The 24,251-nt window shown below is 44.5% G+C and carries 21 protein-coding genes; 16 read left to right on the plus strand and 5 right to left on the minus strand.

Going from position 1 to position 24,251, the window contains the following annotated elements; all coding sequences use genetic code 11:
- Positions 1-318: 318 nt before the first annotated feature.
- A complete protein-coding gene (locus tag ACM0P2_RS13765) occupies positions 319-522 on the minus strand; it encodes a DUF6471 domain-containing protein (protein WP_233095149.1) in 204 nt (67 codons plus the stop codon).
- 332 nt (positions 523-854) lie between these two features.
- On the opposite strand from ACM0P2_RS13765, the gene ACM0P2_RS13770 reads away from it, so the two are divergent.
- The 12 genes from ACM0P2_RS13770 to ACM0P2_RS13825 all read left to right on the plus strand — a co-directional run bounded on the left by ACM0P2_RS13770 (position 855) and on the right by ACM0P2_RS13825 (position 12,766).
- Positions 855-1,244 carry a DUF2170 family protein gene (locus tag ACM0P2_RS13770; RefSeq protein WP_159119962.1) on the plus strand — a complete coding sequence of 130 codons (390 nt, stop codon included), beginning with the start codon at positions 855-857 and terminating at the stop codon, positions 1,242-1,244.
- A gap of 24 nt (positions 1,245-1,268) precedes the next feature.
- Positions 1,269-1,949 carry a PspA/IM30 family protein gene (locus tag ACM0P2_RS13775; protein ID WP_105931621.1) on the plus strand — a complete coding sequence of 227 codons (681 nt, stop codon included), beginning with the start codon at positions 1,269-1,271 and terminating at the stop codon, positions 1,947-1,949.
- 149 nt (positions 1,950-2,098) lie between these two features.
- Positions 2,099-3,154 carry a potassium channel protein gene (locus ACM0P2_RS13780; protein ID WP_173359997.1) on the plus strand — a complete coding sequence of 352 codons (1,056 nt, stop codon included), beginning with the start codon at positions 2,099-2,101 and terminating at the stop codon, positions 3,152-3,154.
- Positions 3,155-3,166: 12 nt separating this feature from the next.
- Positions 3,167-3,811 carry a YjfK family protein gene (locus ACM0P2_RS13785; RefSeq protein WP_419226707.1) on the plus strand — a complete coding sequence of 215 codons (645 nt, stop codon included), beginning with the start codon at positions 3,167-3,169 and terminating at the stop codon, positions 3,809-3,811.
- 16 nt (positions 3,812-3,827) lie between these two features.
- A complete protein-coding gene (locus ACM0P2_RS13790) occupies positions 3,828-4,244 on the plus strand; it encodes a DUF350 domain-containing protein (RefSeq protein WP_105931619.1) in 417 nt (138 codons plus the stop codon).
- 10 nt (positions 4,245-4,254) lie between these two features.
- Positions 4,255-4,923: a DUF1190 family protein gene (locus ACM0P2_RS13795; RefSeq protein WP_159119960.1), complete on the plus strand. Its 669-nt coding sequence runs from the start codon at positions 4,255-4,257 to the stop codon at positions 4,921-4,923.
- 2 nt (positions 4,924-4,925) lie between these two features.
- Complete coding sequence (locus ACM0P2_RS13800) at positions 4,926-6,092, plus strand: glutathionylspermidine synthase family protein (RefSeq protein ID WP_419226708.1); 1,167 nt, start codon at positions 4,926-4,928, stop codon at positions 6,090-6,092.
- A gap of 21 nt (positions 6,093-6,113) precedes the next feature.
- The gene (locus ACM0P2_RS13805) at positions 6,114-6,653 is read left to right on the plus strand and encodes a rhomboid family intramembrane serine protease (protein WP_159119958.1); all 540 of its coding nucleotides are present in this window, start codon (positions 6,114-6,116) and stop codon (positions 6,651-6,653) included.
- A 46-nt stretch (positions 6,654-6,699) separates the two neighbouring features.
- On the plus strand, positions 6,700-7,401 hold the full coding sequence (locus ACM0P2_RS13810) for a VC0807 family protein (protein WP_105931615.1): 702 nt from the start codon (positions 6,700-6,702) through the stop codon (positions 7,399-7,401).
- A 141-nt stretch (positions 7,402-7,542) separates the two neighbouring features.
- Positions 7,543-8,223, plus strand: coding sequence for an ABC transporter ATP-binding protein (locus tag ACM0P2_RS13815; protein ID WP_159119957.1), 681 nt, complete (start codon positions 7,543-7,545; stop codon positions 8,221-8,223).
- A gap of 119 nt (positions 8,224-8,342) precedes the next feature.
- Entirely contained in the window at positions 8,343-11,279 is a 2,937-nt protein-coding gene (locus ACM0P2_RS13820) for an FtsX-like permease family protein (RefSeq protein ID WP_159120013.1), read from the plus strand.
- Positions 11,276-12,766 (plus strand): lipocalin-like domain-containing protein, encoded by a 1,491-nt coding sequence (locus ACM0P2_RS13825; RefSeq protein WP_236547191.1) that lies wholly within the window; start codon positions 11,276-11,278, stop codon positions 12,764-12,766. The genes ACM0P2_RS13820 and ACM0P2_RS13825 overlap by 4 nt, the downstream gene beginning before the upstream one ends.
- Here the strand turns inward: ACM0P2_RS13825 and glsB are convergent.
- The 3 genes from glsB to ACM0P2_RS13840 all read right to left on the minus strand — a co-directional run bounded on the left by glsB (position 12,763) and on the right by ACM0P2_RS13840 (position 16,465).
- Positions 12,763-13,671, minus strand: a complete 909-nt coding sequence (gene glsB, locus ACM0P2_RS13830) for a glutaminase B (protein WP_159120011.1) — start codon at positions 13,669-13,671, stop codon at positions 12,763-12,765. The genes ACM0P2_RS13825 and glsB overlap by 4 nt on opposite strands.
- A 122-nt stretch (positions 13,672-13,793) precedes the next feature.
- The gene (locus ACM0P2_RS13835; protein ID WP_159119956.1) at positions 13,794-15,260 is read right to left on the minus strand and encodes an alkaline phosphatase; all 1,467 of its coding nucleotides are present in this window, start codon (positions 15,258-15,260) and stop codon (positions 13,794-13,796) included.
- A 242-nt stretch (positions 15,261-15,502) separates the two neighbouring features.
- Positions 15,503-16,465 (minus strand): chemotaxis protein CheV, encoded by a 963-nt coding sequence (locus ACM0P2_RS13840; RefSeq protein ID WP_159119955.1) that lies wholly within the window; start codon positions 16,463-16,465, stop codon positions 15,503-15,505.
- A gap of 387 nt (positions 16,466-16,852) precedes the next feature.
- Between ACM0P2_RS13840 and ACM0P2_RS13845 the strand changes: the two genes are divergently transcribed.
- The 4 genes from ACM0P2_RS13845 (at position 16,853) to ACM0P2_RS13860 (ending at position 23,201) form a co-directional block, all read left to right on the plus strand.
- A complete protein-coding gene (locus ACM0P2_RS13845; RefSeq protein ID WP_120961413.1) occupies positions 16,853-18,448 on the plus strand; it encodes an isocitrate lyase in 1,596 nt (531 codons plus the stop codon).
- Positions 18,449-18,730: 282 nt separating this feature from the next.
- On the plus strand, positions 18,731-19,675 hold the full coding sequence (locus tag ACM0P2_RS13850; protein ID WP_105931610.1) for a LysR family transcriptional regulator: 945 nt from the start codon (positions 18,731-18,733) through the stop codon (positions 19,673-19,675).
- Between the two features lie 98 nt (positions 19,676-19,773).
- Positions 19,774-21,969: a malate synthase G gene (locus tag ACM0P2_RS13855; protein ID WP_419226709.1), complete on the plus strand. Its 2,196-nt coding sequence runs from the start codon at positions 19,774-19,776 to the stop codon at positions 21,967-21,969.
- A gap of 338 nt (positions 21,970-22,307) precedes the next feature.
- On the plus strand, positions 22,308-23,201 hold the full coding sequence (locus ACM0P2_RS13860) for a patatin-like phospholipase family protein (protein ID WP_159119953.1): 894 nt from the start codon (positions 22,308-22,310) through the stop codon (positions 23,199-23,201).
- 23 nt (positions 23,202-23,224) lie between these two features.
- Here ACM0P2_RS13860 and ACM0P2_RS13865 read toward each other — a convergent pair whose 3' ends face one another.
- Positions 23,225-24,241: an NAD-dependent epimerase gene (locus ACM0P2_RS13865; protein ID WP_159119952.1), complete on the minus strand. Its 1,017-nt coding sequence runs from the start codon at positions 24,239-24,241 to the stop codon at positions 23,225-23,227.
- Positions 24,242-24,251 lie beyond the last annotated feature (10 nt).

A 24,251-nucleotide genomic window follows, 5' to 3' on the forward strand; every position in this document is an offset into this window, starting at 1 on the left:
ATACAAATCTTAAAGCTCATACTTTTCAGATAGCTACATAGGTTCGTATAATTTCAAATAACTAAGCATCAAAAGAGATACGCGCGACCATCATTCTTTGATAGCATCATTTTTCTTAAACGCTTAAGATAAACGCAGATAGTGATGATGTTCTCCCAATAACATTCCTTATTATTTGTACCCGGCATTTGCTGGGTATTTTTTTATCTGCAATGCCGATATATCATCCACGCTTTCATAATTTAAATCTGGTTATAAACCTGGCCCTGTGTCAACAAAATCTCTACTGCCCAACGATACCCTCTTATTTTACGCGTTTTAGCGCTCAAGGTCAGTTAAGATTTCTTCTAAAAGTGCTGCATCTAATGGACGCGCTTTCAACACATACAAAATTTGTAACAGTAAATCTGCGCCCATTATACCTTTGTTCACTTTGTTTCTAAGATTGTCTGCACTTTGCTCAACCCCAATTTCCTCAAGCCTTTGGCTTAATGCTTGATACTTTACGCCCCGAACCGACATTTCAGACTTCACTACTCTAGCCACCGTTTGTCGCCACGCATTTTTAGCTTTTATCGTCGTCAAGACGGCCTCCAAAACCACACATTTGTGATGTATATTTTACAAAAACACACTTTTTTACACTTAAAGCACGTATTTAATATTGACGATTATGGCATAATGCGTCTACACTGCAAGTCAAGATATTGGCGAGAGTGAAAATAGTCGGTACAGTACAGCGGGTGTCAACACCTTTGATTGTCCTCTTTAACAAGTAAAGAAGCACAATGGGTTAGCGCCACACACGACATTCATTTTCAAAATTATCGCTTCAATAATTAAAGGAGAAAGGTATGAGCTGGGAACTGGAGAGCATCGAGAGCTTCTTAAAAGAGCACGATGACTTTGTGGTAACACGTGAGGAGAACTGCCTGCTTATTGCTAATCAAGACGGCATTGATGCATGGCTTGCTATCAGCGGAGAGCAGATTTTAGTAGAAAGCCTCTTGTTTGCTGCTTCTGATGTGAAAGATAAACCTGCGTTAGACCATGAAATTCTGTCTACCCATATGGTATTTCCTCTTACCACAGTAGGCATTTCAAACATTGGTGGCGAAGAATACTACACCGCCTTTGGTGCACTAAGTGCCCAGTCGAAAGCCGAAAGTATTGTTATTGAAGTTGAAACCCTGTTTCAGAATGTTGCATCGTTCCTAGATGCTTACGAAACACACCTTAACTAAAATTTACTTCTTAAGGAGAAGCGAATGTCAGTGTGGAAAAAACTTATTACCGCAGTAAAAGGTGGTGCTACCGAAGCTGCTCAGTCTGTTGCAGATAGTCAGGCTATTCGAATTCTGGAGCAAGAAATCAGAGAAGCCAAAGAAGAATTGCGCAAGTCAGATCATGCACGTACGCAAATTTTGGCGAAGTGTAAGCTTTCTCAACAGAAAGTCGATAGCTTTAATTCGTCGATTGCAGAGTATGAAGAGCACGCTCGCAAGGCGATTGATAGCGATCGTCAGCTCGCGCTAGACTGCGCGCAGAAAGTGGCTGAACTGAAAGAAGAGCGCGAGCAAGAGCAAGCTTACCTTGACCAGTTTAAGCAGTCAGAAAAGCAACTTGCACATAATATTCAGCAGGCTAAAGCAAATTTGCGTCGACTTGAACAACAGGTTGATATGGTAAAGGCCACTGAAAGCGTTCAGAAAGCACAAGTTGCTGTGTCGTCACGTCACATGGGCGCGAATAGCAAAATGAAGACGGCGACAGAGTCATTGTCTCGCATTCAGGATAAGCAAAAGATGCGCAACGCTGAACTACAAGCCGCGGAAGAACTTGCTAGCGAAGAGTCGAGCAGCGATCTTGAAAAGCGCTTAGCCGAAGCGGGTATTAAAGGCAGTAAAACCTCAGCCGATGACGAGCTAGCGCGAATTCTTGGCAAGTAACTATGTGAAATGGGAGCTTTAACGCTCCCATTTTTAATTCTTGTTACAAAATCATACAGTTAAACTCACCTTATGGTGATAACCTAACCTAGACAAATCAAGCACTTCAAGGCAGAGTAAAGGCACGCATAACAAGGGCTGTTTCTTTTATGTCTCCATGGATAAAACTGCGAAAAATCATGCTGCAATATTTTGCAGAATCACGTTGGTACACCATAGTTGGTGCCACTGCTTTTTACGCAGTAACAAGTTACTGGCTGCTGTACGCTGCTAACGAAAACGATCTCATTGCCAATACCGACTTTGTCTACTGGCTAGCGGTAACCGCCTCAACGGTAGGCTATGGCGACTTGTCTCCTGTCACACCAGCCGGAAAATTAATTGTAGCGCTTTACGTCATACCGCTTGGTTTAAGTATCTTCGCCATGGTTATTGGTCGAATTGCAGCTTGGGTTTCATTAACGTGGAAGAAAGGATTGTTGGGTATGAATAGCTTAATGCTGAATAACCATATCTTGGTAATTGGATGGAATGAGCAGCGTACCATGTTGCTTCTCGATTTGATCCTTAAAGAGCGTGACGCCATGGCGGAGCGCCCAGACATTGTGTTGTGTGTAAAAGCCGATATTACTAACCCAATGCCAGGTGTTATTGAGTTCGTAAAAGTCGACTCGTTCAATAAAGACGAGGACATGGACCGCGCCTGTGTTGGCACTGCCCGAACCATTCTTATTGATAACCCTCAAGATGATGTCACTATGACCACCGCGCTTTACTGCACCAAACGCAACCCGGACGCCCATCAAGTTGCTTATTTTAATGATGATAGCTTGGTCAGCCTTCTGCAAGACCACTGCCCAAAAGTGGAGTGTACGCCCAGTGTTGCTATTGAAATGCTGGTCAAAGCAGCCTTCGATCCAGGCTCAAGTATGCTTCATCACGACTTATTGAGTATTGATGAGGGGCAAGCGCAATTTTCTGTCAAAATCCCGGAAAGTTGTTCAGCAATTTCCGTAGCCAAATTGTTTGTTAACTTGAAACGTAAACACGACGCCATATTTATCGGCTATGCGCCCAATGGTTTGGTGAAAGAAATGGTCGTAAACCCATCATTAGATGCTACGTTGAATCCGGGCGACACGTTATTTTATATTGCCGAGCGCCGAATTAATGCAATTAACTGGTCGTCTCTTGACGCTGACTAAGAGGCCGTAGATATGTTTAGTAAGCTATTTAAAAAAGCGGAACCCAAAAAGCCTAAAGCGCCTGAAATCATGGGGCTTTATCTTGGTGGTTCCTTTGAATTGGATAATTTAAAGCTCTCCCTTTTAGAGCCAGAATTAACCATAGAAGGCGCTGCACGCTCCCAGCTTATTCAAGCAGTTGGCGAAGCACCGCTAGATACTGGCGGTACCCTACTTCGATTTTATACCGATGACGACGGCTTCTTACAGGTCGTTACCGATGGCGGCTTATCAGAAAACCATGTTACTGATGTTAAGCTATGGCACTTTTACGAAACAAAAACCATTGGCAATACTGCCCAGTGGAACGATTGCTTGAAAAACGTCATTAGCCAGCCTACCTATGAGGTAGATGGCAAGGTGTTTACCCGTGTTTGGGGCGCAGTAGGTGACGAATCTCCCCCAGTAGCGGTAACCGAAACCACTTATGAAGAAGATGGTGATGTAAGTAAAACCGACCAGTTTATGATGCTTTACGAGCGGCCTATTGAAAATAATAGAGTAGAAACACTGCTTGTTGTAGGTGAAGAAAAACAAGTGGGTAATAATTTAGACAGATGTTTGGTGGTCTCTACAGGTTTCGATATAGAGCCTGCCGATATCACGATAAACGGTTAATTAAAAAGGAATAGTTATGGATACAATAATGCAGTCTTTGGCAGGCTTAGATAACTTTGCGCTTTACTTTGGCTTGTCGATTGTCTTTCTGTTTATCTTTAAACTCGTGTATGCGCTAGTTACCCCCCACGATGAATGGAAGCTGGTTAAAGAAGATAAGAACGTCGCTGCCGCTATCGGTTTCGGCGGTGCCATTATTGGTTTTGCCATCGCTTTAGGTAGCGCAGCTTCAAACTCCGTTGCCGTGGTAGATTTTGCTATTTGGGCGCTGGTCGCTGTTGTTGCGCAATCTCTCGCCTTCGCCATCTTACGCTTTAGCTTCATGCCAAAAATCGCAGAACGCATCAACAACAATGAAGTTTCGGCAGGTGTGATGCTTGCCAGCATGTCTATTGCCGTTGGCTTATTAAATGCCGCTTGCATGACCTATTAAGGGGGCAGCGATGACTGATAAACAAAATACTCCGCTTAACCTTCATGAAAGTATGCAAGGTGAAAAGCCAGCGCTAAAGCGTACCAAGCACATTGACCTTAGTCGCATGCGAAAAGGCTTTAGTGTTAAGCCCTTGGCGTTGGGTGTCGCCAGCGTTATTTTAAGCGGTTGTGGCGCAGAAAAAGAAGATGCCACTATTTACACTTCACTAGAAGACTGCAAACAAGACTACCCTGGCGCTGTAGAGCGCTGTGAAGCGGCTTACCAAACGGCGGTAGACGAGGCCATGCGCACCAGCCCGCGCTTTAGTTCTGAATATGACTGCGAACACGAATTCGGTCCTAATCAGTGCCAGCAAGTGAATAATGGTGGTGGTAGCTTCTTTATGCCATTTATGGCGGGCTATATGGTGAGTTCTTTGCTTTCACCAAGTCGTTATTACTCTCAACCTTTATACACGTCGTATTCGTATAACTCACCGTTTCGTTCACGCTGGATAACCGCAGACGGCTATGTCTTCGACGGTGATATACGAAAAAGAAATTACCGCGTAAATAAGGATGTTTATAAGCCTAAGCCCACAGTGAACCGCACGATGAAACGAGGCGGGTTTGGCAGCAGCGTGCGTGCTAAATCTTCTTGGGGCAGCAGCAGCCGTAAAGGCGGCTGGGGCGGATAACTATGTTTAGAATGCCATGCCAGCCTCGCAAAGGCTGGCAGCAACTGGCCAACGAGTTCGGTTTTCATTTTCATACCATGTATGGCGAACCCTACTGGGATGAGAGCGCCTACTACCAATTTACGCTAGCGCAAATCGAAAACGATATTGAAGATCCTACCGCCGAGCTACATCAAATGTGCTTGTCGGTTACCGAGGATGTGGTGAATAGTGAGGAATTACTCACTCGCTTTCGCATCCCAGAACAGCATTGGGACTTAGTACGCAATAGCTGGCGTGAGCGAGACCCAAGCTTATATTCACGTCTTGATCTCGTTTATAACGGCAAGGGGCCTGCAAAATTATTAGAGAACAACGCAGATACGCCCACCAGCTTGTATGAGTCAGGCTTTTGGCAGTGGCTGTGGCTATCGCAAAACGTAGACCGGGGAAAGCTGCCCTTGCACGCGGACCAATTTAACAGCTTGCAAGAGAAACTGGTGCACCGTTTTCGAGAAATAGCCCTTCATTACAATATCAATCAGATACACATGGCATGCTGCAAAGATACCGTAGAAGATCGCGGAACCGTGCAGTACCTTCAAGATTGCGCAAAGGAGGCTGGCCTAAGCGCCGACTTTACTTTCATTGAAGATATTGGCTTGGCGGACACTGGCGTTTTCACTGACCTTCAGGATGCCCCCATCACAGATTGCTTTAAGCTTTATCCTTGGGAATTTATGCTGCGCGAAGAATTTGGCGACATATTAGAAGATGCTCAGGTTAATTGGATAGAGCCGCCATGGAAATCAGTAATTTCTAATAAGGCGCTTTTGCCTCAGCTCTGGAAAAAATTTGAGGGCCATCCCAACCTTCTCCCTTCTTTTTTCTCAGATGAAATAAGCGCAAAGAGTCTGTCTGGAAAATGGATTAAAAAGCCACTTTTTTCTAGAGAAGGCGCCAATGTATCTATGATTGAGAGTGGCATTGAAAATGTGCTCAGCGAAGGCCCGTATGGTGAAGAAGGCTTTATTGTTCAAGCATTTGAACCTTTACCCGTTTTTGAAGGTAATCATACGCTTATAGGGAGTTGGTTGGTAGATGACATGCCAGCGGGTATTTCGGTAAGGGAAGATGCTTCTGCTATTACTCAAGATCTTTCTCGCTACCTTCCTCATATTATTCTGTAGTCTATTTTAGGGGCCCTTTTGATGAAGCCGCTTTCTTTTCAAATTCGCGTACTGCTAACGCTAGGAGCACTGTTAATTGTAATAGAAGCTGCCAACCTGCTTACCGGTAATGCACTCAACCAATTTGGTGTAGTGCCGCGCACGCTATCAACATTACCCTATATTTTTACAGCCCCTTTTCTTCACGGTACGCCAACCCATTTAATGGCAAACTTGGTTCCCCTATTATTATTTATGTGGCTAACCATGCAATGGGGAAAGCGCACCTTTATTATTGCCACGTTCAGCGCACTTATTATAGGTGGCTTGGGTGTGTGGCTATTTGGCAGAACGGCAACACATATCGGCGCAAGTGGTATGGTATATGGCTATTTCGGCTTCCTCGTATTGGCTGGCTTTCGTAGTAATAAAGTGCGGTATTTACTTATTTCACTCGTGGTTGCTGCGCTTTACGGCGGAATGCTAGTTGGCGTACTTCCCACATCGAAATTTATTTCCTTTGAATATCATTTATTTGGCTTTCTTGGTGGCTTATTTGCCGCATGGCACTGGGCACGCTAATTAGTTCACGTATAATTGGCCACAAGATAAGACGTTATTAGAAGATATGTCAGCAGTACAAGAACCGACTCAAAAAAACCAAGGCTTTTTCGGCAACCTAGCGTTTAACATTGTTATTCCCGTGGTTCTGATGAGCTATGCAAGTTCTGAAGATTATTTAGGCCCAGCGTGGAGCATTGTTGCTGCATTAAGCTTTCCAATTGGCTATGGGTTATGGGACTTAAAAGAATCTGGAAAGGTCAACGGCTTTTCTGTGCTAGGTATTATCAGCGTGCTGCTCACTGGCGGCTTCAGTTTACTTAAACTTCCTGCTGAATACATTGCGATTAAAGAAGCGGCGATACCGGGTCTTATCGGCATTGCGGTACTCATTACTCAATACACCAATAAGCCTTTGGTTAAGATCCTCATCCTAAACGACCAAATTATCAACTGGCCTCATCTTAACCAAGTACTAGATGCCAAAAACAAACAGAGCGAATTTAAAAAGAAAGTAGCGGTTAGCTCTTATATCGTTGCCAGCTCCTTTTTTCTTTCATCGGCGCTTAACTACATACTGGCTAAAATGATTTTGGTTAGTGAACCGGGCACGACCGCTTATACCGAAGAACTTGGTCGAATGACTGCGCTCAGCTATCCAGTGATTGTCATTCCGAGCATGATTTTGCTTATTGCTGCCCTTTGGTATTTGTTTGCGCAAATTAAAAAGATTACTGGCGAAGAACTCGACAATTTTATAAATCAGTAATGCGTTTACTACTAAGGGGCTCACCGCCCCTTTTTTGTTTCTCTAAAACAGCTACGCCTTTTAAGCCTAATACCTCCCCCATACGTATAGAGTTTACTGCTGAGTATTGTCGGCGCTTATAGACTATAAAAATACCTGCCTATGCTGATTATAAACAAGTTGAAAAAATCATTTTCTGCCTCAGAAAAGCCGCTGCTAAACAATCTTGAACTTACATTAAATAGCGCTGAATCAGTAAGCATTCAGGGCGCATCTGGCTGCGGAAAGTCAACGTTGCTATCGCTAATCGCTGGTTTCGACAGGCCAGATAGCGGTGACATACTCATCGACAACTTATCTATTACGAAACGTACAAATAACGCTCACGACATTGATGGGTTTCGCAAAAACAAACTGGGCATTGTTTTTCAAAGCTTTAACTTATTCGATTGCTTTAACGCATGGGACAATATTGCTTTCACAGCACGGCTTAAAGGAAATTACGATAAAGGCTATCAGCAAGCGCTTATGCAGCAGCTAGGTATTATAGCACTTTCCAAAAAGCCCCTTAGCCAGCTTTCTGGTGGTGAACAGCAGCGCTGTGCCATTGCCCGTGCCCTTGTGCATCGCCCTTCCCTTGTGCTAGCCGACGAGCCTACAGGTAACTTAGATGAAACCACCAGCGAGAGCGTAGCGGATCTGCTTTATCAAACCTGTAAGAATACTAATACCGCGTTAGTGGTAGTTACGCACAGTCGTGATGTGGCCAAACGAGCAGACCGAGTTATGAGACTGCATAAAGGTGTACTAGCAAACGCTGAGTCTGAAGACACGTTTGTTTAAACCGATATGTAGTCCATGACATTGCGAAGCCATCCAACACCAAAATAAAGCACCAAAACAGCAAGTAAAAGGAGAAACGGTTGCGTACCTTATTGCTCACTACCTTAGCTCTCTTTGCTATGGCGAAAAAGCGCTCGTGGGAGCCGTTGCTTATTATTTTTGCAATAGTGTTGGCAAATACAGGGTTAATTACCGTTCTATTGATAAACGAGGGCGCCACGCAGGGTGAGCTGCTGCAAAATAAGCAAAGCCTTTTAACCAATAGCCTTGTTACGCCAGCTGACAAGGCGGTAAATTTCACCAAAGAGCAGTATTCGTTATTGCGAAGAAGTGGTTTTACTCAGCTTATTGCATTTACTACACGAGATATCACGCTAACCTGTAGCAGCGAGAAAAACGAAGCTCAGGAAACCAAAAAGCATTCGACGATTACGCTGTTAGGTATAGATTCCCAGCCATTTCTGGGAAGCCGGATGCGAGGCTTTTCGGTGCCTGACATGTCTTTACTTCAAAACTCAATGTCCTCTTCGCAAGCTTCATTGAAAAGTAACGGACGGATATTTAGTCCAAAGCCATCGAATTCACAGCGCTCAGCCTCAGATACGTTTGATGTTTTTGCAGTAAATGGGCTTCTACATCCCGCCACAAGCGCGAAGCTTAATTGCCATAGCCACCATGTGCCGCCGCAAATAAAGTCAGCAGAAGGTAACGAAACACGACTTTTCTGGCCTGCGACTATAGCTGCCAGCACTACCAATCTGGTTCCCCAAGATACGCTGGTGATTCCAATTGACGATTTCTATAAAGCCGGTGTTAATTTAAACGATGGGCAATTTCCACTTGCCGGGTTAATTGCTTTAACTGCGCTCAAAACGCAAGACGTTAGAGATATAGAGGCGGTTCTTGGTACACCCGTCTCGGTGACGACTTCAGGTTCCACAAATGAAACAGGCTCTCTACCCGACAGCTTTCGTTTAAACCTGTGGGCGATGAGTGGACTTATGGGGGTAGTAGCGCTATTCATCGTGCTTAATGCGCTTAATTTAATGTACCGTACACGCTTACCTAACATCATTCGCTTTCGTCAGTTGGGTATTTCAAGCACAATATTAACGAGTGCTTTATTCACAGAACTCCTTTTGTATTGTCTGATGAGCATACCTATTGGAATGTTTATAGGCTTTCAGGCCGCGACTTTGCTCTCTCCGGTAATCAGCGGTACTTTTACGTCGCTGTTTAACGCGGTGTTTGTGAACCCCGATGTTAATTTGCTCTCGCTGTTTGGCCTGGCGCTATTCGTAACATTTCTCTCGCTAGCCCTGTTTGCACTCGTACCGGTATCAAAGCTTTCAAAGGCTTTGACCGTTAATCGAGTGAAGAAAACGAAAGGCGCTTCTCTTTTATTTGTTCTGACTTCAACACTGTTTACGCTCCTGTTGCTCTTCGCTGTAGAGCAGGTTGTCACCTCAACCGCTTCTGCACTTCTCTTCGTTGCACTGCTTCTGCTATCTAGCTGTGTGCTAGTACTATTATGGCTTCCAATTATCGCAAAAGCACTAACAGGCATTACGCCCAAAAAGTGGCCGGTGTTTTATTATGTTATTGCCAATATGCATTCATTATCGGGCAAAACCCGCCTTGCAGTATGTGCTTTTTTCATCGCCCTTACCGCCAATATTGGCATGAATACCATGACGGATAGTTTCAGAAACGCAACCGAGCAGTGGTTAACCCAAAGGCTTTACGCCCCCTTCTATTTATATACCAACCAGCCTCTTTCAAGGGTGAAGCTTTTACCCTCCATGACCACAACACCTCTTTTGAAAGTAGAAGGAAAAATCATAGGCGTCGCTGGAAACGGAGGGGGCGCAATAAGCAGGGTAGATGCGCCCACAAAGATATCTATAAGTAGCTACCCTGTTCACGACACCGGCAAAAAAGCACTAGTGTTAGATTCAGTACTTAAAACAGTTTCAAGCACTGTTTCGGGTTCAATGTCAGGCCCAATGTCAGGCCTAGTGCCGAATCCAGAAAAAAGCACGTCACCACAGAATGGACTAAAGGGAAACAAAGCGATTAATTCTGTGTGGCAAAAATTCATTAACGGCGAAGGTATTTTTATCAATCAACAGCTTGCCTACAAGCATGACATAGCGCTAGGTGATACGTTGGCTATTTCGAGTATCAAATTTCGTCAGTCAGAAACATCGGACAACGCTGCGCTAAATGATCAAATAGCACAGGCTGGTTCAGAGGTAGGTTCAACTATCTTTTCAACAATGCCTACGTGGAAAGTCCTCGGCATTTACCCTGATTATGGGAATCTGAACGGTCAAGTATTGGTACCCCTGCCCTTCTTTGCTACGCAGGATGATGTAGTTAAAAACGCATTGTACTCTGGCGTAATGGCAATCTATCCAACGGTTAAAACCGATAGACCTGAAGCCAAGTTCACTGGAAAGAATAAAGAGAGGGGCGGTGGTTATGGCGGTGATATTAGCGACGGATCATCGACGCCTCTTAATTCAAACGACGCTAAGTTTAAAGCTGAAGTAGAAAAAATGCTGGATGCACAGCCCCAAATGCAAGGTAAATACACCTTGTATGCCAAGCAAAATTTACTAGATATCTCTATGCAAACCTTTGATAGGACTTTTGTATTGACCGATGGCCTAAATATTACAACGCTTTTAGTTGCAGGCATTGCTTTTGCAGTTTCACTGACGGTATTAACCCTGGGCAGCGCGGCGCAGCTATCGGTACTTAGAGCCCTTGGAGTAAGCCAAATCAAGGTGAAATTTGCACTCTTTATGCAGTACATGTTGCTGTGCTTTATGTCTGCACTTCTTGCCGTACCTTTTGGTATTTATCTGGCGTATGTATTTATCAACTTAGTAAACAGATACGCGTTTAACTGGACATACCCGCTCGCCATTAACGCACAAGTCATTGTATCTAGCGTGGGCTTGTCTCTGCTTATCGTATCGCTGGTACTGCTGCTTCCTTTGGGCAAGTTAAAGCCAAAAATCGACTTAAGGCAGGAGGTTCAGCTATGACGCTAAATCATGCTAAAAAGCTGTCATTACAACTGTTAAACCACTATCTAAAGCAATGGAAAAAGTTATTCGTAAGCCTGTTAGATAAAGAGGAAAAACAGATAAAATCTTCAGCACTGCTTGGAATTATCGCTGCGTGCTGTTTATTAACGGCTTGCAGCGAGCCCGCCGATGAAACGATGAAAAATGAAACCGGTGGTAAAAATACCTCCTACACAGAAGCTAGTCTCAATACAGCGGATAACACTGTAAAGAAACCGGACAGTATAAATAATGAAGTGAATAACACACCCAACCGCTTCTTTGGAGACATGGAAACTAGCGCTCGGTTTACCTCTGTAGAGCGCAACAAGCCCTTACGGTTGCCTTCTGATCACAAAAGCCATCCTGATTTTCAGCTTGAATGGTGGTATTTAACTTTCGTATTGGAAAGCGAAACTGGCGATGAAATCGGCCTTCAATACACTCTCTTTCGCTTTAATACCAGTGACGATGCTCATATCGATGCCACAAGTAGTAGCTGGTCAAACGGGCAGCAGTGGATGGGACATGCATCACTTTATACCGCAAACGCTCATTACTTCGAAGAACGCTTCGCTTCTGGCGGCGTAGGCAACGCTTATGTTCGCTCACAACCGTTCAGCGCAGCCATAGACGATTGGGTATGGGAAAGCTCAACAAAAGATATAGATGACAACAACAAACGCGAAAGCATGTTTCCGTCCACACTGTCTTTTGCATTTGGGCAAACTAAGCAAGTAATGTCTGACCTACCTGAAAAAGAAAACCAACAGGCATCATCACCTGCTGCATTAACCAGTGCTCACAAGCTCAACGATAATGCCGTAGCTGTATCGCTGAACCTCACCACTTCAGGCCCTTTTATTAAGCATGGTGAAAAAGGCTACAGCAAAAAGACCGAGGACGGGCGTCTGCGCTCGTACTATTACAGTCAGCCTTTCATTCAGGCAGAGGGCGCTATTAACGTTGACGGTAAAGCGATAAAGGTAAAAGGAAACGGTTGGTTCGACCATGAGTGGACAAGCCATCTAGCCAATAATCAAGCCATGGGATGGGATTGGTTTTCGCTTCATTTAAACGATGGCAGTAAGTTGATGGCTTTTCGCATGCACGCCGCTAACCAGAGCGAGAAAGTACGTAAGGATAACGACAAGCATGGCGAAAACCTCGTAAACGAGGTTTACATAACCGCCAGCTACATCACTGAGAATGGAAATAAAGAGACTCTGAGCCAGAATGACATTTTTATCTCCCCGTTAAAATATGCAACGATACAACGTGAGAATAGCCGCCATGTTGTTCCCTCTCATTGGCAAATAAAGATCCCTTCAAAGGATATCGACGTGACTATCTCTGCGTTTAAGAAAGATCAGTGGAATGACAGTGTTTTCCCCTACTACGAAGGGCGAGTTCAGGTAAAGGGAAGCCACTCAGGAAGCGGCTTTATGGAGTTGACAGGCTATTAATAGATAGACCAGTTTATGCGTTCGCTAAGCGAGGTTAGTGCGGCAACGCCTAGCTGGGAGTTACCTACACTGTTAAGCGCTGGTGAAAATACGCAAATTGAGAAACGGCCAGGTACAACGGCAACAATGCCACCGCCTACCCCGCTTTTACCTGGCAGCCCCACTTTGAATGCGAAACTACCTGCTTCGTCGTACATACCGCTGGTTGCTAACAGGGCGTTCACCTGTTTAGTTTGATAAGGCGTAAGCACTTGTTCGTTGGCGCAAGTAGAAAAACCTGCGTTAGCGAGAAAACTGGTAGAGCGCGCCAAATCTTCACAGCTCATTTCCAGTGCGCAGTTATGGAAGTAGTTTCTAAGCACATCCTCCACCTCATTTTCAAAGTTACCGTAGGCTTTCATCAAATAAGCCATTGCCGCGTTGCGAGAGCGATGCTCAAATTCAGATTCTGCTACTACTTTATTAACAACAATCTCACCGTTACAACTTAAGCGTCTTACAAAGTCTCGCATGGCAATGAAGGGGGAAGCAAAACGAGACTGCACCATATCGCTAACCACCAGCGCTCCGGCGTTGATAAAAGGGTTTCGTGGAATACCATTTTCATATTCTAGCTGCACTAACGAGTTAAACGGCAGACCTGAGGGCTCGCATCCCACGCGATCCCACATGGTTTCTCCATAGTGATTAATAGCTAACACTAAGTTGAAAACCTTCGAGATACTTTGAATAGAAAAAGGCACGCTGGCATCGCCGATTGACGTAATTCGCCCCTGGGTGTCACAAATTGATATACCAAATTGTCGTGGGTTTACCGTCGCCAGAGCCGGAATGTAGTCAGCAACCTTTCCCATTCCCAACATAGGTTCAACTTCTTCAAAGATATCTTGAAGTAACGACAGCATTTCGTTTTCCATTCTCTGTTATAGCCTCATTTTTTGCTGATAAAAATAAAGCGCCTGTTATATAACGTCGGCGCTTTATTTATGACAAGATACTTCTTAAATCAAAGAAGCTATCGCATTAACTAGTTGCAGTGCCAGTCCTCTTTAAAATTACACTGGCCGTCATCATCTTCGTCAGACGTAAGCTCTATATTAGTAGATACTTTCTTCGATGGAGGCGCGATCTGTACCGGCTGCTTTTTATCAATAAAGCTGAAGATTTTCTTCGCAATATCCGTATTGTCTATTTGCCCCATGAACGATTGATACCCCGCACCGAAAGCAAATACTTCAACATCTACCCCAGTATGGCCGCCAGTGGTCCAGCCTGTGTTAGTTTTTGTATCTAAAAAGGTCTTCACAGCCATGAAGCGTGTCTTATCATCCTGGTTAGATACGCTATCAAGGGTAGCAAGCTCTTCTTCACTTAAAGAAAGACCTAGCTTTTTCGCAACAAACTCGCCAGGATTCTCTTCGTTCGCCATTTCAAGAGCAATAGTCATTACTGATGCAGACATTGACTTCAAATGCTCTGGGCTCCAGCGATAGTCGCCATTAGCACCAATCGTTAAACCGCCGGTACTGTGATCGGCAGTTAACACGACCAAGGTGTCGGGATTAGCTTTAACGTAATCCCGTAGATATTCCATGGTAAGCGCTAAGTCGTGCATTTCAGCCATAGCAGAAGCGATGTCATTTGAATGACCAGCCCAGTCTACCTGACTTGCCTCAACTAAAAGAAAGTATCCGTTATCGTTTTCTAAATGCTTGATGGCATTTTGCGTTAGGTACTCAAGGCGATTTTTACGCTTATCATCAAGCACTGCAGGCAGCGCTACAGGTGCAAATAAGCCCAATACGTTACTCCCTGCAGGTACTGATGCTAGGCGGTTGTATGAATCAGCATATTCGTAGCCCGCATCAATAAACTCGGCCAAGATGTCTCTGTCTTCACGTTCAAAGTATGAGGTTCCACCACCCAGCATTACATCAGCAACGAACTTTCCATCGGCGCGAACATCGAAAAAATCTTCAGCAATTTCGTTATAGTTCTTACGGCTTTCATTGTGAGCGATGTAAGAAGCAGGCGTCGCATGAACAATTTGAGAAGTCACCGCTAAACCAGTTCGCATACCCTTGCTTTTCGCGTGATACATCACTGAGTTTACAGGCTGCTTATTTACATCAACGCCAATTGCACCATTATATGACTTCACGCCAGTAGCCAATGCAGTAGCCGCTGCGGCTGAATCTGTTACATAGCCAGAAACTTGAGCAGGATAAGTCGATGCATTGCCAACTAAGATATCGTCGAACACAACGGGTTCTATCTTAGGTGTTGAAGGATCGTCAACAAAATTACGATATGCCGTTGTGTAGGCAGGCCCCATACCGTCTGCAACAACCATAATAATATTCTTCGGTACAGATTGTGGATAAAGACTATTTGGGCTGGCAGGCTGATTTGCAGATTCAGTGATACCGCAACCCGCTAAAACGGCGATTGACGCACAGCTTAAAACGGATGTGCGAACAAATTGTTTAATCATTTAAACTTCCCTGAGTAAGTTAAAAGTATCTAAAAGCCCTTTTAATCGGGTGCAGATACAAAAATCGGTGCTATCGCTACTATTCGCTAATGTGCACTTATGTTTGTTAAGCGATAGAAAATAGTAGTGTAATGCAGGCAGGCAAGATGCTCAAAGCTTTTGGATAAAAATGCTGCGCCACCAGATGACTAAAGGTTCATCTGGCAACGCTAGGAGGTCAAAATACGAAAGGGAAAAAAGGGCTACTTATTGTTGGTAGACTCAAGATATTCGCGCATGCGCTGCTGAGCAACGTCAACAAGCATATCTGGTTGGAATTTTGAAATAAATCGATTACATCCCACTTTTTCTACCATGGCGTCGTTAAAGCTGCCGCTTAGGGACGTATTAAGCGCAATAAACAAATCACTCATTCTTGGATCGCCGCGCACCTCTGATGTCAGCCTATATCCGTCCATCTCTGGCATTTCAGCGTCGGTAAACATGAGTAATATCTCGTCGGTAGGATTTTTGCCTTCATCAGCCCATTTCTTCAGCAATGAAAGCGCTTCAGCGCCGTTCTTACGCTCAATAATGGTAACACCAAGCTGTTCCAAGGTATCTTTGATTTGTTTTCTTGCGGTGCTGGAGTCATCCACTATAAGCACTTTCTTGCCCACAAAGTGGTTAACTATTTCTTTGTCCAGTACTTCCTCAGAGATAGATGTGTCGTAATCAATGATTTCAGCTAATACTTTTTCAACGTCAATTATCTCGACCAGCTCTTGTTTACCCTCAATATTCACCTGAGTTATGGCGGTTAAATAGTTTGACTTTCCGATTGCTGAAGGAGGCGGCTGAATAGAGCCCCAGGAGGTGTTAACAATGTTTTTAACGTTACCAATGATAAAACCCTGAATGCTTCTATTGTATTCAGTAATGATCACGTTCTTCGCCGTTTCTTCGGTAGACGTACCGCGCATTTTTATAGCTTGTCGTAAATCGATGATAGGAATTGAGCTACCGCGGTAGTTCATCACGCCTTTGAGATTATGGTGAGAGCCAGGCATGATGTTAAGTTTTGGAACATTAATGACTTCTTTAATTTTAAAGACATTCATGGCAAAAACGTGCCGTGTTCCAAGCTGGAACATCAAAAGCTCTAGTCTGTTTTCACCAACTAGCTTTGTTCTTTGATCAACTGACGACAGTACACTGCTACTCATAAAACCCACTTTTTATCTTAATATCAATTAGCTAGCCAAAATATTGCAGGCATGTTACCGCCGTATTTGCTCGCGGAAATTTACCCTGCCTTCTCACACAATACCATTACCCTTTTAGCTAATAGACTGATTAAACAAACGACAGCAACTACCGCTTACTGTGCATAACATCGTACTTGCTAATATATGTACGCCACTGTACACCCCTGTACGCCATTGTACGCCCCTGCACACCCCATACATTCACAAAATAAATGACCGCAATGCAAAATATATATTTCTATTATTCCAATTCCGGCACTAGGATGAAATGGAATCAACGGGAACGCCCTACAGCGTAAACATAAACAACGTTAAGTATTTTAATTATAGTCGGGAGAGACGCTCATGTCGCAATATCAACAAGACATTGATAACTTCGCCACATTAAAGGCAGCACAAAACGGAACTTGGGAAGGCATTAATCCAGAGTTCGCTGCACGCATGAAGGTTCAAAACCGTTTCAAAACAGGTTTAGACATTGCTCGTTACACAGCAAGTATCATGCGCAAAGACATGGCTGAATACGACGCAGATTCGTCTCAGTACACACAGTCACTTGGCTGCTGGCATGGTTTCGTAGGCCAACAAAAAATGCTTTCTGTTAAGAAGCATCAAGGCACTACAAGCAAAAGCTACCTTTATCTTTCAGGTTGGATGGTAGCAGCACTTCGCTCTGAATTTGGTCCTCTTCCTGACCAATCAATGCACGAAAAAACATCAGTATCTGCACTTATCGAAGAGCTTTACACTTTCCTTCGCCAAGCAGATGCGCGTGAATTGGGCGACCTTTTCCACAAACTAGACGACGCAAAGAAAAATGGCGGTGATGTAGCGGCTATCCAAGCAGAAATAGACAACTACGAAACTCACGTAGTGCCAATTATTGCTGACATCGACGCAGGTTTCGGTAACGAAGAAGCAACATACCTACTTGCGAAACAAATGATTGAAGCTGGCGCGTGCTGTATCCAAATCGAAAACCAAGTATCGGACGCTAAGCAATGTGGTCACCAAGACGGTAAAGTAACGGTTCCACATGAAGACTTCTTAGCAAAAATCAATGCAGTACGCTATGCATTCCTTGAACTAGGTGTAGATGAAGGTGTAATTGTTGCACGTACTGACTCACTAGGTGCTGGTCTTACTCAGAAAATTCCTGTGTCTACCTCTGAAGGTGACCTAGCTGCCCAGTATAACGCCTTCCTTAAAACGACTGATGTTGCGGGTGTGGAAGACCTAACTGAAGGCGACCTAGTGCTTAAGCAAGGTGGCAAACTTGTTAAGCCTGAGCGCTTACCAAACGGTTTATTCCGCTTTAAAGACAACACAGGTTTTGACCGTGTAGTACTTGACTGTGTGACGTCGCTTAAGCACGGTGCTGACCTACTTTGGATTGAGACTGAAAAGCCTCACGTTGGTCAGATCGCTGAAATGGTTAACGCTATTCGCGAACAGGTTCCAAACGCTAAGCTGGTATACAACAACTCTCCATCGTTCAACTGGACGCTTAACTTCCGTCAGCAAGTATTTGACGCATGGACAGAAGCAGGCAAAGACGTTTCTGGTTACGACCGCGCAAAACTGATGTCTGCTGACTACGATGACAGCGAACTTGCAGCAGAAGCTGATGAGAAGATTAAGAGCTTCCAAGCTGATGCAGCACGTGAAGCGGGTATCTTCCACCACCTTATCACGCTACCTACTTACCACACTGCAGCACTGTCTACTGACAACCTTGCAAAGGGTTACTTCGGTGAAGAAGGCATGCTTGCTTATGTACGCGGTGTTCAGCGTCAAGAAATTCGTCAAGGTCTAGCGTGCGTTAAGCACCAGGCGATGGCAGGTTCAGACCTAGGTGACACGCACAAAGAGTACTTCTCTGGTGAAGGTGCACTGAAAGCATCTGGTGAAGACAACACCATGAACCAGTTTGACGTATAACGCGAACAGGTAAAGAGTTAAACGGAAAGTATCCCAACCTTTCCTACAGGGCACCTTCGGGTGCCCTTTTTTATGCCTCACATTTATTTTATTTATGCCCTCAACAAAAAATAAAGAAAACTATCTTTTTTTTGGCTTCATAAAAAAACTACATACTCATTAAAAACCAATAACTTAAAAATATTAAAACTATTCATTTAAGACTAAACGCTTATCTGACATTGCAATAAAAAAGCTTTATAATAGTTACGTTTAATTCAGTTTAAAAAGAGCATTAGAATAATGAATATAGCGAAGGTCGACCTGAATTTATTGGTTTATTTGGATGTGCTGTTGCGCGAAGGAAGTGTAACGAAAGCGGCAAACCAGCTAAGCATTACTCAACCAGCAATGAGTAACGGCTTAAAGCGCCTTCGCGATCTGTTTAAAGATCCGCTTCTCGTTCGCACCAGTGACGGGATGACACCTACTAAGCGCGCACTTGAGCTACAGCCTATTATTCGCGATGTGCTTAGTCGATTAGAAAGTTCTATTCAGCCAGAGACTGATTTCGACCCCTTAACCAGCGACAGAACCTTCCGCATAATGACCAGTGACTATGCGGAGAGTACTCTGCTACTTGAATTAGTGGGCAGGCTAGCCGATTTAGCGCCTAATATTACCCTCGACCTTATCACGCCAAGCGACGTGACGTTTCACGATGTAGAGCAAGGTAAAGTGGATATGGCAATTAACCGCTTCGATGAACTGCCTTTGTCGTTTCACCAAAAAGTTATCTGGTATGACACCTTTAGCTGTGTAATGAGTGCCGACCACCCGCTAGTTGAAAAATGCGACCTTGAGGGCTATCTGAGTGCTCAGCATATTTGGGTTAGCAAAACTGGCTTTGGCGTGGGCGTGGGTATTGACCCAAATGAAGTTCAAAAATTGGGGTGGGTTGACGCTGAGCTAACAAAAATTGGAAAACAACGCGCTATTCGTGTGTTTACGCGTCATTATCATGCAGCCCTGCAGATTGCGAAAAAGCAGAAGCTTATTGCTACCTTGCCAAGTAAAGCTGCCCGTTTATTTAAACACGACCCAGACGTAGTAATTAAAGAGCCCCCTTTCGACATCCCGCCTATTGCGTTAAAAATGGCGTGGAGTGCCCTACTTCACCACGATGCAGGACACATTTGGCTACGCCGTTTAATCAGCGATGTGGCTAGCGAAATGAACGCCGGCTAAACATTCACGAGATATATGGCAAAAATACAAACCATAAATTAAAAAACTATCTCTATACACACTACACTGGGTTAACAGACAAATGTATAGAGGTAGTTATGCAAGGATATATTACTAGAGGCCGACTACAGGTTGCCGAACAACTCGATAACTTTATCAACGAACAGGCTCTTCCTGGTACAGGCGTAGATAAAGATGCTTTCTGGCAAGGTGCTGAAGCCCTCTTCGAAAAATTCATTCCTCAAAATCGCGCGCTGTTAGAAAAGCGAGAGCAGCTTCAACGTGCAATTGACGACTACCACAAGGCTGGCAACCCAGTAAGTGGAAATCAATATACTGATTTCCTCAAAAATATTGGCTACCTCGTTGAACAACCTTCAAATGTAAGTGCTCAAACACAAAATGTTGATGCTGAAATTGCAACGATGGCTGGTCCTCAGCTAGTTGTACCAATCAATAACGCCCGCTACGCTCTTAATGCGGTAAATGCGCGCTGGGGAAGCCTGTACGACGCATTGTACGGCACTGACGTTATAAGTGATGAAGACGGTGCTGAAGCAGGTAAAAGCTACAATCCTGTTCGCGGTGCCAAAGTTGTTGCGAAAGCGAAAGACTACTTAGATAGCATGATACCGCTTGCTAAGGGCAGTCATGCCGACGTTACCAAATACAAAATTGAAACAGGTAAATTGGCTATTACCCTTTCCGATGGTGATGAAACTACGCTAGCAAACACTGAGCAATGGCAAGGATATCAAGGTGACATAAGCGCTCCCACGAGCCTGCTTTTCGCTCACAACGGCCTGCACTTTGAAATTCAAATTGACCCCACACACCCTATCGGTGAGAGCGATGCCGCAAACGTAAAAGACGTTCTGGTTGAAGCCGCACTAACCACCATTATGGATTGTGAAGATTCCGTTGCCGCGGTTGATGCCGAAGACAAAACCTTGGTGTATAGCAACTGGCTAGGCCTTATGAAAGGCACGCTTAGCATTGAGATGACAAAAGGCGGCAAGCAGCTTGTTCGCGCTATGCACGACGATAGACATTATCAACCGTCGAAGCACGTATCGCAGAACAAGCTACAGGAAGGAGAGCTAGTACTTTCTGGCAGAAGCCTTATGTTCGTTAGAAACGTGGGCCACCTTATGACTAACAATGCCATGCTCTTTGACGGAGAAGAAGTGCCAGAGGGGATCATGGACGGTATAGTGACATCTCTTATCGCGAAGCATGATCTTTTAGGTAACAGCAAATTTAAAAACAGCCGCGAAGGCAGTATTTATATTGTTAAACCTAAAATGCACGGGCCAGAGGAAGTCGCATTCTCTAACGCACTGTTTGGCGCTATCGAAACGATTATCGATGTGCCAGCCAACACCCTTAAAATGGGCATAATGGATGAAGAACGCCGCACGAGCATCAACCTTCAAGCGTGTATTGCTGAGGCCACCTCACGTGTTGTGTTTATTAACACAGGTTTCTTAGATAGAACCGGTGATGAAATTCACACCTCAATGCTTGCAGGGCCATTTGCAGAAAAAGCTGCGCTTAAGTCGATGGCGTGGATTAAGGCTTATGAAACTGCAAATGTGGCTGTGGGGCTTCGCTGCGGCCTTTCTGGCAAAGCCCAAATTGGTAAAGGCATGTGGCCAATACCTGATGAAATGAAAAATATGATGACCACTAAAATTGGCCATCCAAAGGCTGGGGCTAATACGGCGTGGGTGCCCTCACCTACTGCCGCGACACTTCACGCGCTTCATTATCATGACGTAAACGTGTTTGACGTTCAGAAGTCTCTTGATGCCGATTTTGATGGGTTAAGCGATATTCTCACCATTCCTTTGTTAGAAGATGGTTCAACACTCACTCGAGACGGTATTAAGCGAGAAATCGACAACAACGTTCAGGGTATTTTGGGCTACGTTGTACGCTGGGTTCACCAAGGCGTAGGTTGCTCAAAGGTGCCGGATATCAGCAATGTAGGGCTGATGGAAGACCGCGCAACCTTGCGTATTTCATCCCAGCACATCGCCAACTGGCTAGAGCATGGCATTGTGAGCGTTGATCAGGTAAAAGAGTCTTTGGCGCGTATGGCAGTGCTAGTGGATGAGCAAAACGCCGGCGACCCTGAATATATTCCGATGAGCCCGGACCTAGACAACTCTATCGGCTTCTTAGCCGCGAGCGACCTTATCTTTAAAGGTAAAGAGCAACCTAGCGGCTACACCGAGCCTTTGTTGCACGCCCGTCGACGGGAGATGAAAGCGAAACTAGCTGGTAATTAATTTAGCTATTGAAAATTATACGCTAGAGAAATAGAGCCCACCTACTGTTGTAACAGAGGTGGGCTTTTTGTTTTGTTCATCTCTATTGGCTACCTTTTCTCGTTTATTGCTTTACATCAGGAAATTAACACGAGGTAGTTCCTTCTCCCCACACTCCATCTCACCCCATCCCATCTCGTAGCGAAAAAGCAACACCCTAGACTAAAGTTCCTGACTAAATAGCATCTCTATTTTGCCGTTACGAGCTCAGTAAACTACGCTTTTAATAAGAGGTTAAGCAGTGACAACGAAAGCAAAAAACTGCGGTTGTAGCAGCCTCATCATTATGGAGTATGTACATGCAGATAGCCCCAGCAACAGTTCCGAATGACCTATTACGAGCGGGCATCACACAAATTGTGCCCATCTTTTCAGGTGGCGGCACACGTCTAAGTGCACACATCGGTATTATTAAGGCCTTGAACGATATGCATATTGGCTTCGATACGCTAGTAGGTGTATCGGGGGGCTCTATTGTCGCATCGCTTTACGCCAAAGGTTACTCCGTTGAGCAAATGCGAGAGCTAGCGCTAGTCACTGACTTCAAACAATTTACTGAGTTCTCACTCGTAAGACTGCTGCGTGAAGGCGGTCTCTCATCTGGTGATGTCTTTCAAAAATGGATTGATAGGCAACTCGAAGGGGCAGTGTTTAACGATATGCCGATGAATTTGAACATTCTTGCCACCGATGTGAACGGCGGCGGGCCTGTGTTATTCAACAAAAAGACTGCGCCTGATATGAAAGTGTCAGAGGCTGTGCGTTACTCCATGTCAATCCCACTTATATTTTCATTTAAGCCGTTCAAAGAACATTTACTAGTGGATGGCGCAATATTATCAGAAGACGCACTTTTTGAAGATTGGCGAGGTGATGGAACGCCCTCTGTATGTTTCCGGCTGCAAAGCACCGAACAAAAGCGCAAAGCAATTAAGAAGAATATGCTTCAACTGCCTCAGTATGTCAGCATGCTTATTAGAACGTTTATGACGGCAATTTCTCGGGAATACGTTAATGCAAAGTATTGGCATAATACCGTGGTGGTAAATACAGGTGAGATTTCAGCGGTAGACTTCTCACTATCGCCTGAGATAAAGAACACACTTTTTGAGCTTGGTTACGCAACCACAAAAGAATTTTTGCCCAAAAAGTGTGCGGGCGTAATGAAACGCAGTGCACTTGATGTGTCGTAACCTAATCAAGTACTCATTGGAAATCAAATTTTGTAAAAGTCTCGATACCAATCAACAAAGGCTTTCACGCCCGTTTCTACGTCTGTTGAAGGCTGATAACCAGTGTCGTTGACCAATGATGAAACGTCAGCATAAGTATCAGGCACATCGCCTGGCTGCATTGGAAGAAGTTCTTTCTTCGCCTCAATGCCTAATGCACTTTCTAGCGTCTCAATAAACTTCAGAAGGTGAACAGGTGTTTGCGCGCCAATGTTGTATACCTTGTATGGTGCCTTACTCGTACTTGGATCTGGGTTGCTGCCGTCCCAACTCTCATTGGGTTTAGCCACATTATCTAAAGAACGGATAACGCCTTCTACGATATCATCAATGTAGGTGAAATCGCGACGGTGGTTACCGTAGTTATAAACCTGTATTGTTTTACCTTCCAAAATAGCTTTTGTGAACTTAAACAGCGCCATATCTGGACGCCCCCAAGGGCCATACACTGTAAAAAAGCGCAGCCCAGTTGTAGGTAGGTTATATAAGTGGCTATATGTGTGCGCCATCAGTTCATTGGCCTTTTTAGAGGCGGCATACAAGCTTACCTGATGATCGACATTGTGCTGCTCTGAGAACGGCATTGTTTCATTCGCGCCGTAAACTGAGCTAGAAGACGCATACACTAAATGCTCGACTTTATTATGGCGACAGCCTTCCAGAATGTTCACAAAACCGACTATGTTAGAGTCGACATAAGCGTTAGGATTTTCAAGGGAATAGCGCACACCCGCTTGAGCGGCCAAGTGCACTACCCTGTCGAACTTGTGTTCTTCGAACAGCGTGGCCATTTTGTCGCGCTCTTCAACGCCCATTTCTACAAATGAAAACAAATCAGCTGCAGTTGATGACTTAATCTCGTCTAGACGAGCATGCTTTAAATTGACATCGTAATAATCGTTAATGTTGTCTATCCCGACAACTTGGTCACCACGATTGATAAGGTATTGCGATACAGCTGCACCAATGAAACCAGCTGCTCCGGTGACTAAGATTTTCAATTTTTTCTCC

It is taken from the genome of Alteromonas sp. OM2203, from assembly GCF_048517045.1.
In the GTDB taxonomy this organism is placed as follows: Bacteria; Pseudomonadota; Gammaproteobacteria; order Enterobacterales; family Alteromonadaceae; genus Alteromonas; species Alteromonas gracilis.

Excerpts from the sequence above, each read along its gene's own strand:
- ACM0P2_RS13765 (WP_233095149.1), bottom strand. The coding sequence starts at position 522 with ATGTCGGTTCGGGGCGTAAAGTATCAAGCATTAAGCCAAAGGCTTGAG.
- ACM0P2_RS13770 (WP_159119962.1), top strand. The coding sequence starts at position 855 with ATGAGCTGGGAACTGGAGAGCATCGAGAGCTTCTTAAAAGAGCACGAT.
- ACM0P2_RS13775 (WP_105931621.1), top strand. The coding sequence starts at position 1,269 with ATGTCAGTGTGGAAAAAACTTATTACCGCAGTAAAAGGTGGTGCTACC.
- ACM0P2_RS13780 (WP_173359997.1), top strand. The coding sequence starts at position 2,099 with ATGTCTCCATGGATAAAACTGCGAAAAATCATGCTGCAATATTTTGCA.
- ACM0P2_RS13785 (WP_419226707.1), top strand. The coding sequence starts at position 3,167 with ATGTTTAGTAAGCTATTTAAAAAAGCGGAACCCAAAAAGCCTAAAGCG.
- ACM0P2_RS13790 (WP_105931619.1), top strand. The coding sequence starts at position 3,828 with ATGGATACAATAATGCAGTCTTTGGCAGGCTTAGATAACTTTGCGCTT.
- ACM0P2_RS13795 (WP_159119960.1), top strand. The coding sequence starts at position 4,255 with ATGACTGATAAACAAAATACTCCGCTTAACCTTCATGAAAGTATGCAA.
- ACM0P2_RS13800 (WP_419226708.1), top strand. The coding sequence starts at position 4,926 with ATGTTTAGAATGCCATGCCAGCCTCGCAAAGGCTGGCAGCAACTGGCC.
- ACM0P2_RS13805 (WP_159119958.1), top strand. The coding sequence starts at position 6,114 with ATGAAGCCGCTTTCTTTTCAAATTCGCGTACTGCTAACGCTAGGAGCA.
- ACM0P2_RS13810 (WP_105931615.1), top strand. The coding sequence starts at position 6,700 with ATGTCAGCAGTACAAGAACCGACTCAAAAAAACCAAGGCTTTTTCGGC.
- ACM0P2_RS13815 (WP_159119957.1), top strand. The coding sequence starts at position 7,543 with ATGCTGATTATAAACAAGTTGAAAAAATCATTTTCTGCCTCAGAAAAG.
- ACM0P2_RS13820 (WP_159120013.1), top strand. The coding sequence starts at position 8,343 with ATGGCGAAAAAGCGCTCGTGGGAGCCGTTGCTTATTATTTTTGCAATA.
- ACM0P2_RS13825 (WP_236547191.1), top strand. The coding sequence starts at position 11,276 with ATGACGCTAAATCATGCTAAAAAGCTGTCATTACAACTGTTAAACCAC.
- glsB (WP_159120011.1), bottom strand. The coding sequence starts at position 13,671 with ATGCTGTCGTTACTTCAAGATATCTTTGAAGAAGTTGAACCTATGTTG.
- ACM0P2_RS13835 (WP_159119956.1), bottom strand. The coding sequence starts at position 15,260 with ATGATTAAACAATTTGTTCGCACATCCGTTTTAAGCTGTGCGTCAATC.
- ACM0P2_RS13840 (WP_159119955.1), bottom strand. The coding sequence starts at position 16,465 with ATGAGTAGCAGTGTACTGTCGTCAGTTGATCAAAGAACAAAGCTAGTT.
- ACM0P2_RS13845 (WP_120961413.1), top strand. The coding sequence starts at position 16,853 with ATGTCGCAATATCAACAAGACATTGATAACTTCGCCACATTAAAGGCA.
- ACM0P2_RS13850 (WP_105931610.1), top strand. The coding sequence starts at position 18,731 with ATGAATATAGCGAAGGTCGACCTGAATTTATTGGTTTATTTGGATGTG.
- ACM0P2_RS13855 (WP_419226709.1), top strand. The coding sequence starts at position 19,774 with ATGCAAGGATATATTACTAGAGGCCGACTACAGGTTGCCGAACAACTC.
- ACM0P2_RS13860 (WP_159119953.1), top strand. The coding sequence starts at position 22,308 with ATGCAGATAGCCCCAGCAACAGTTCCGAATGACCTATTACGAGCGGGC.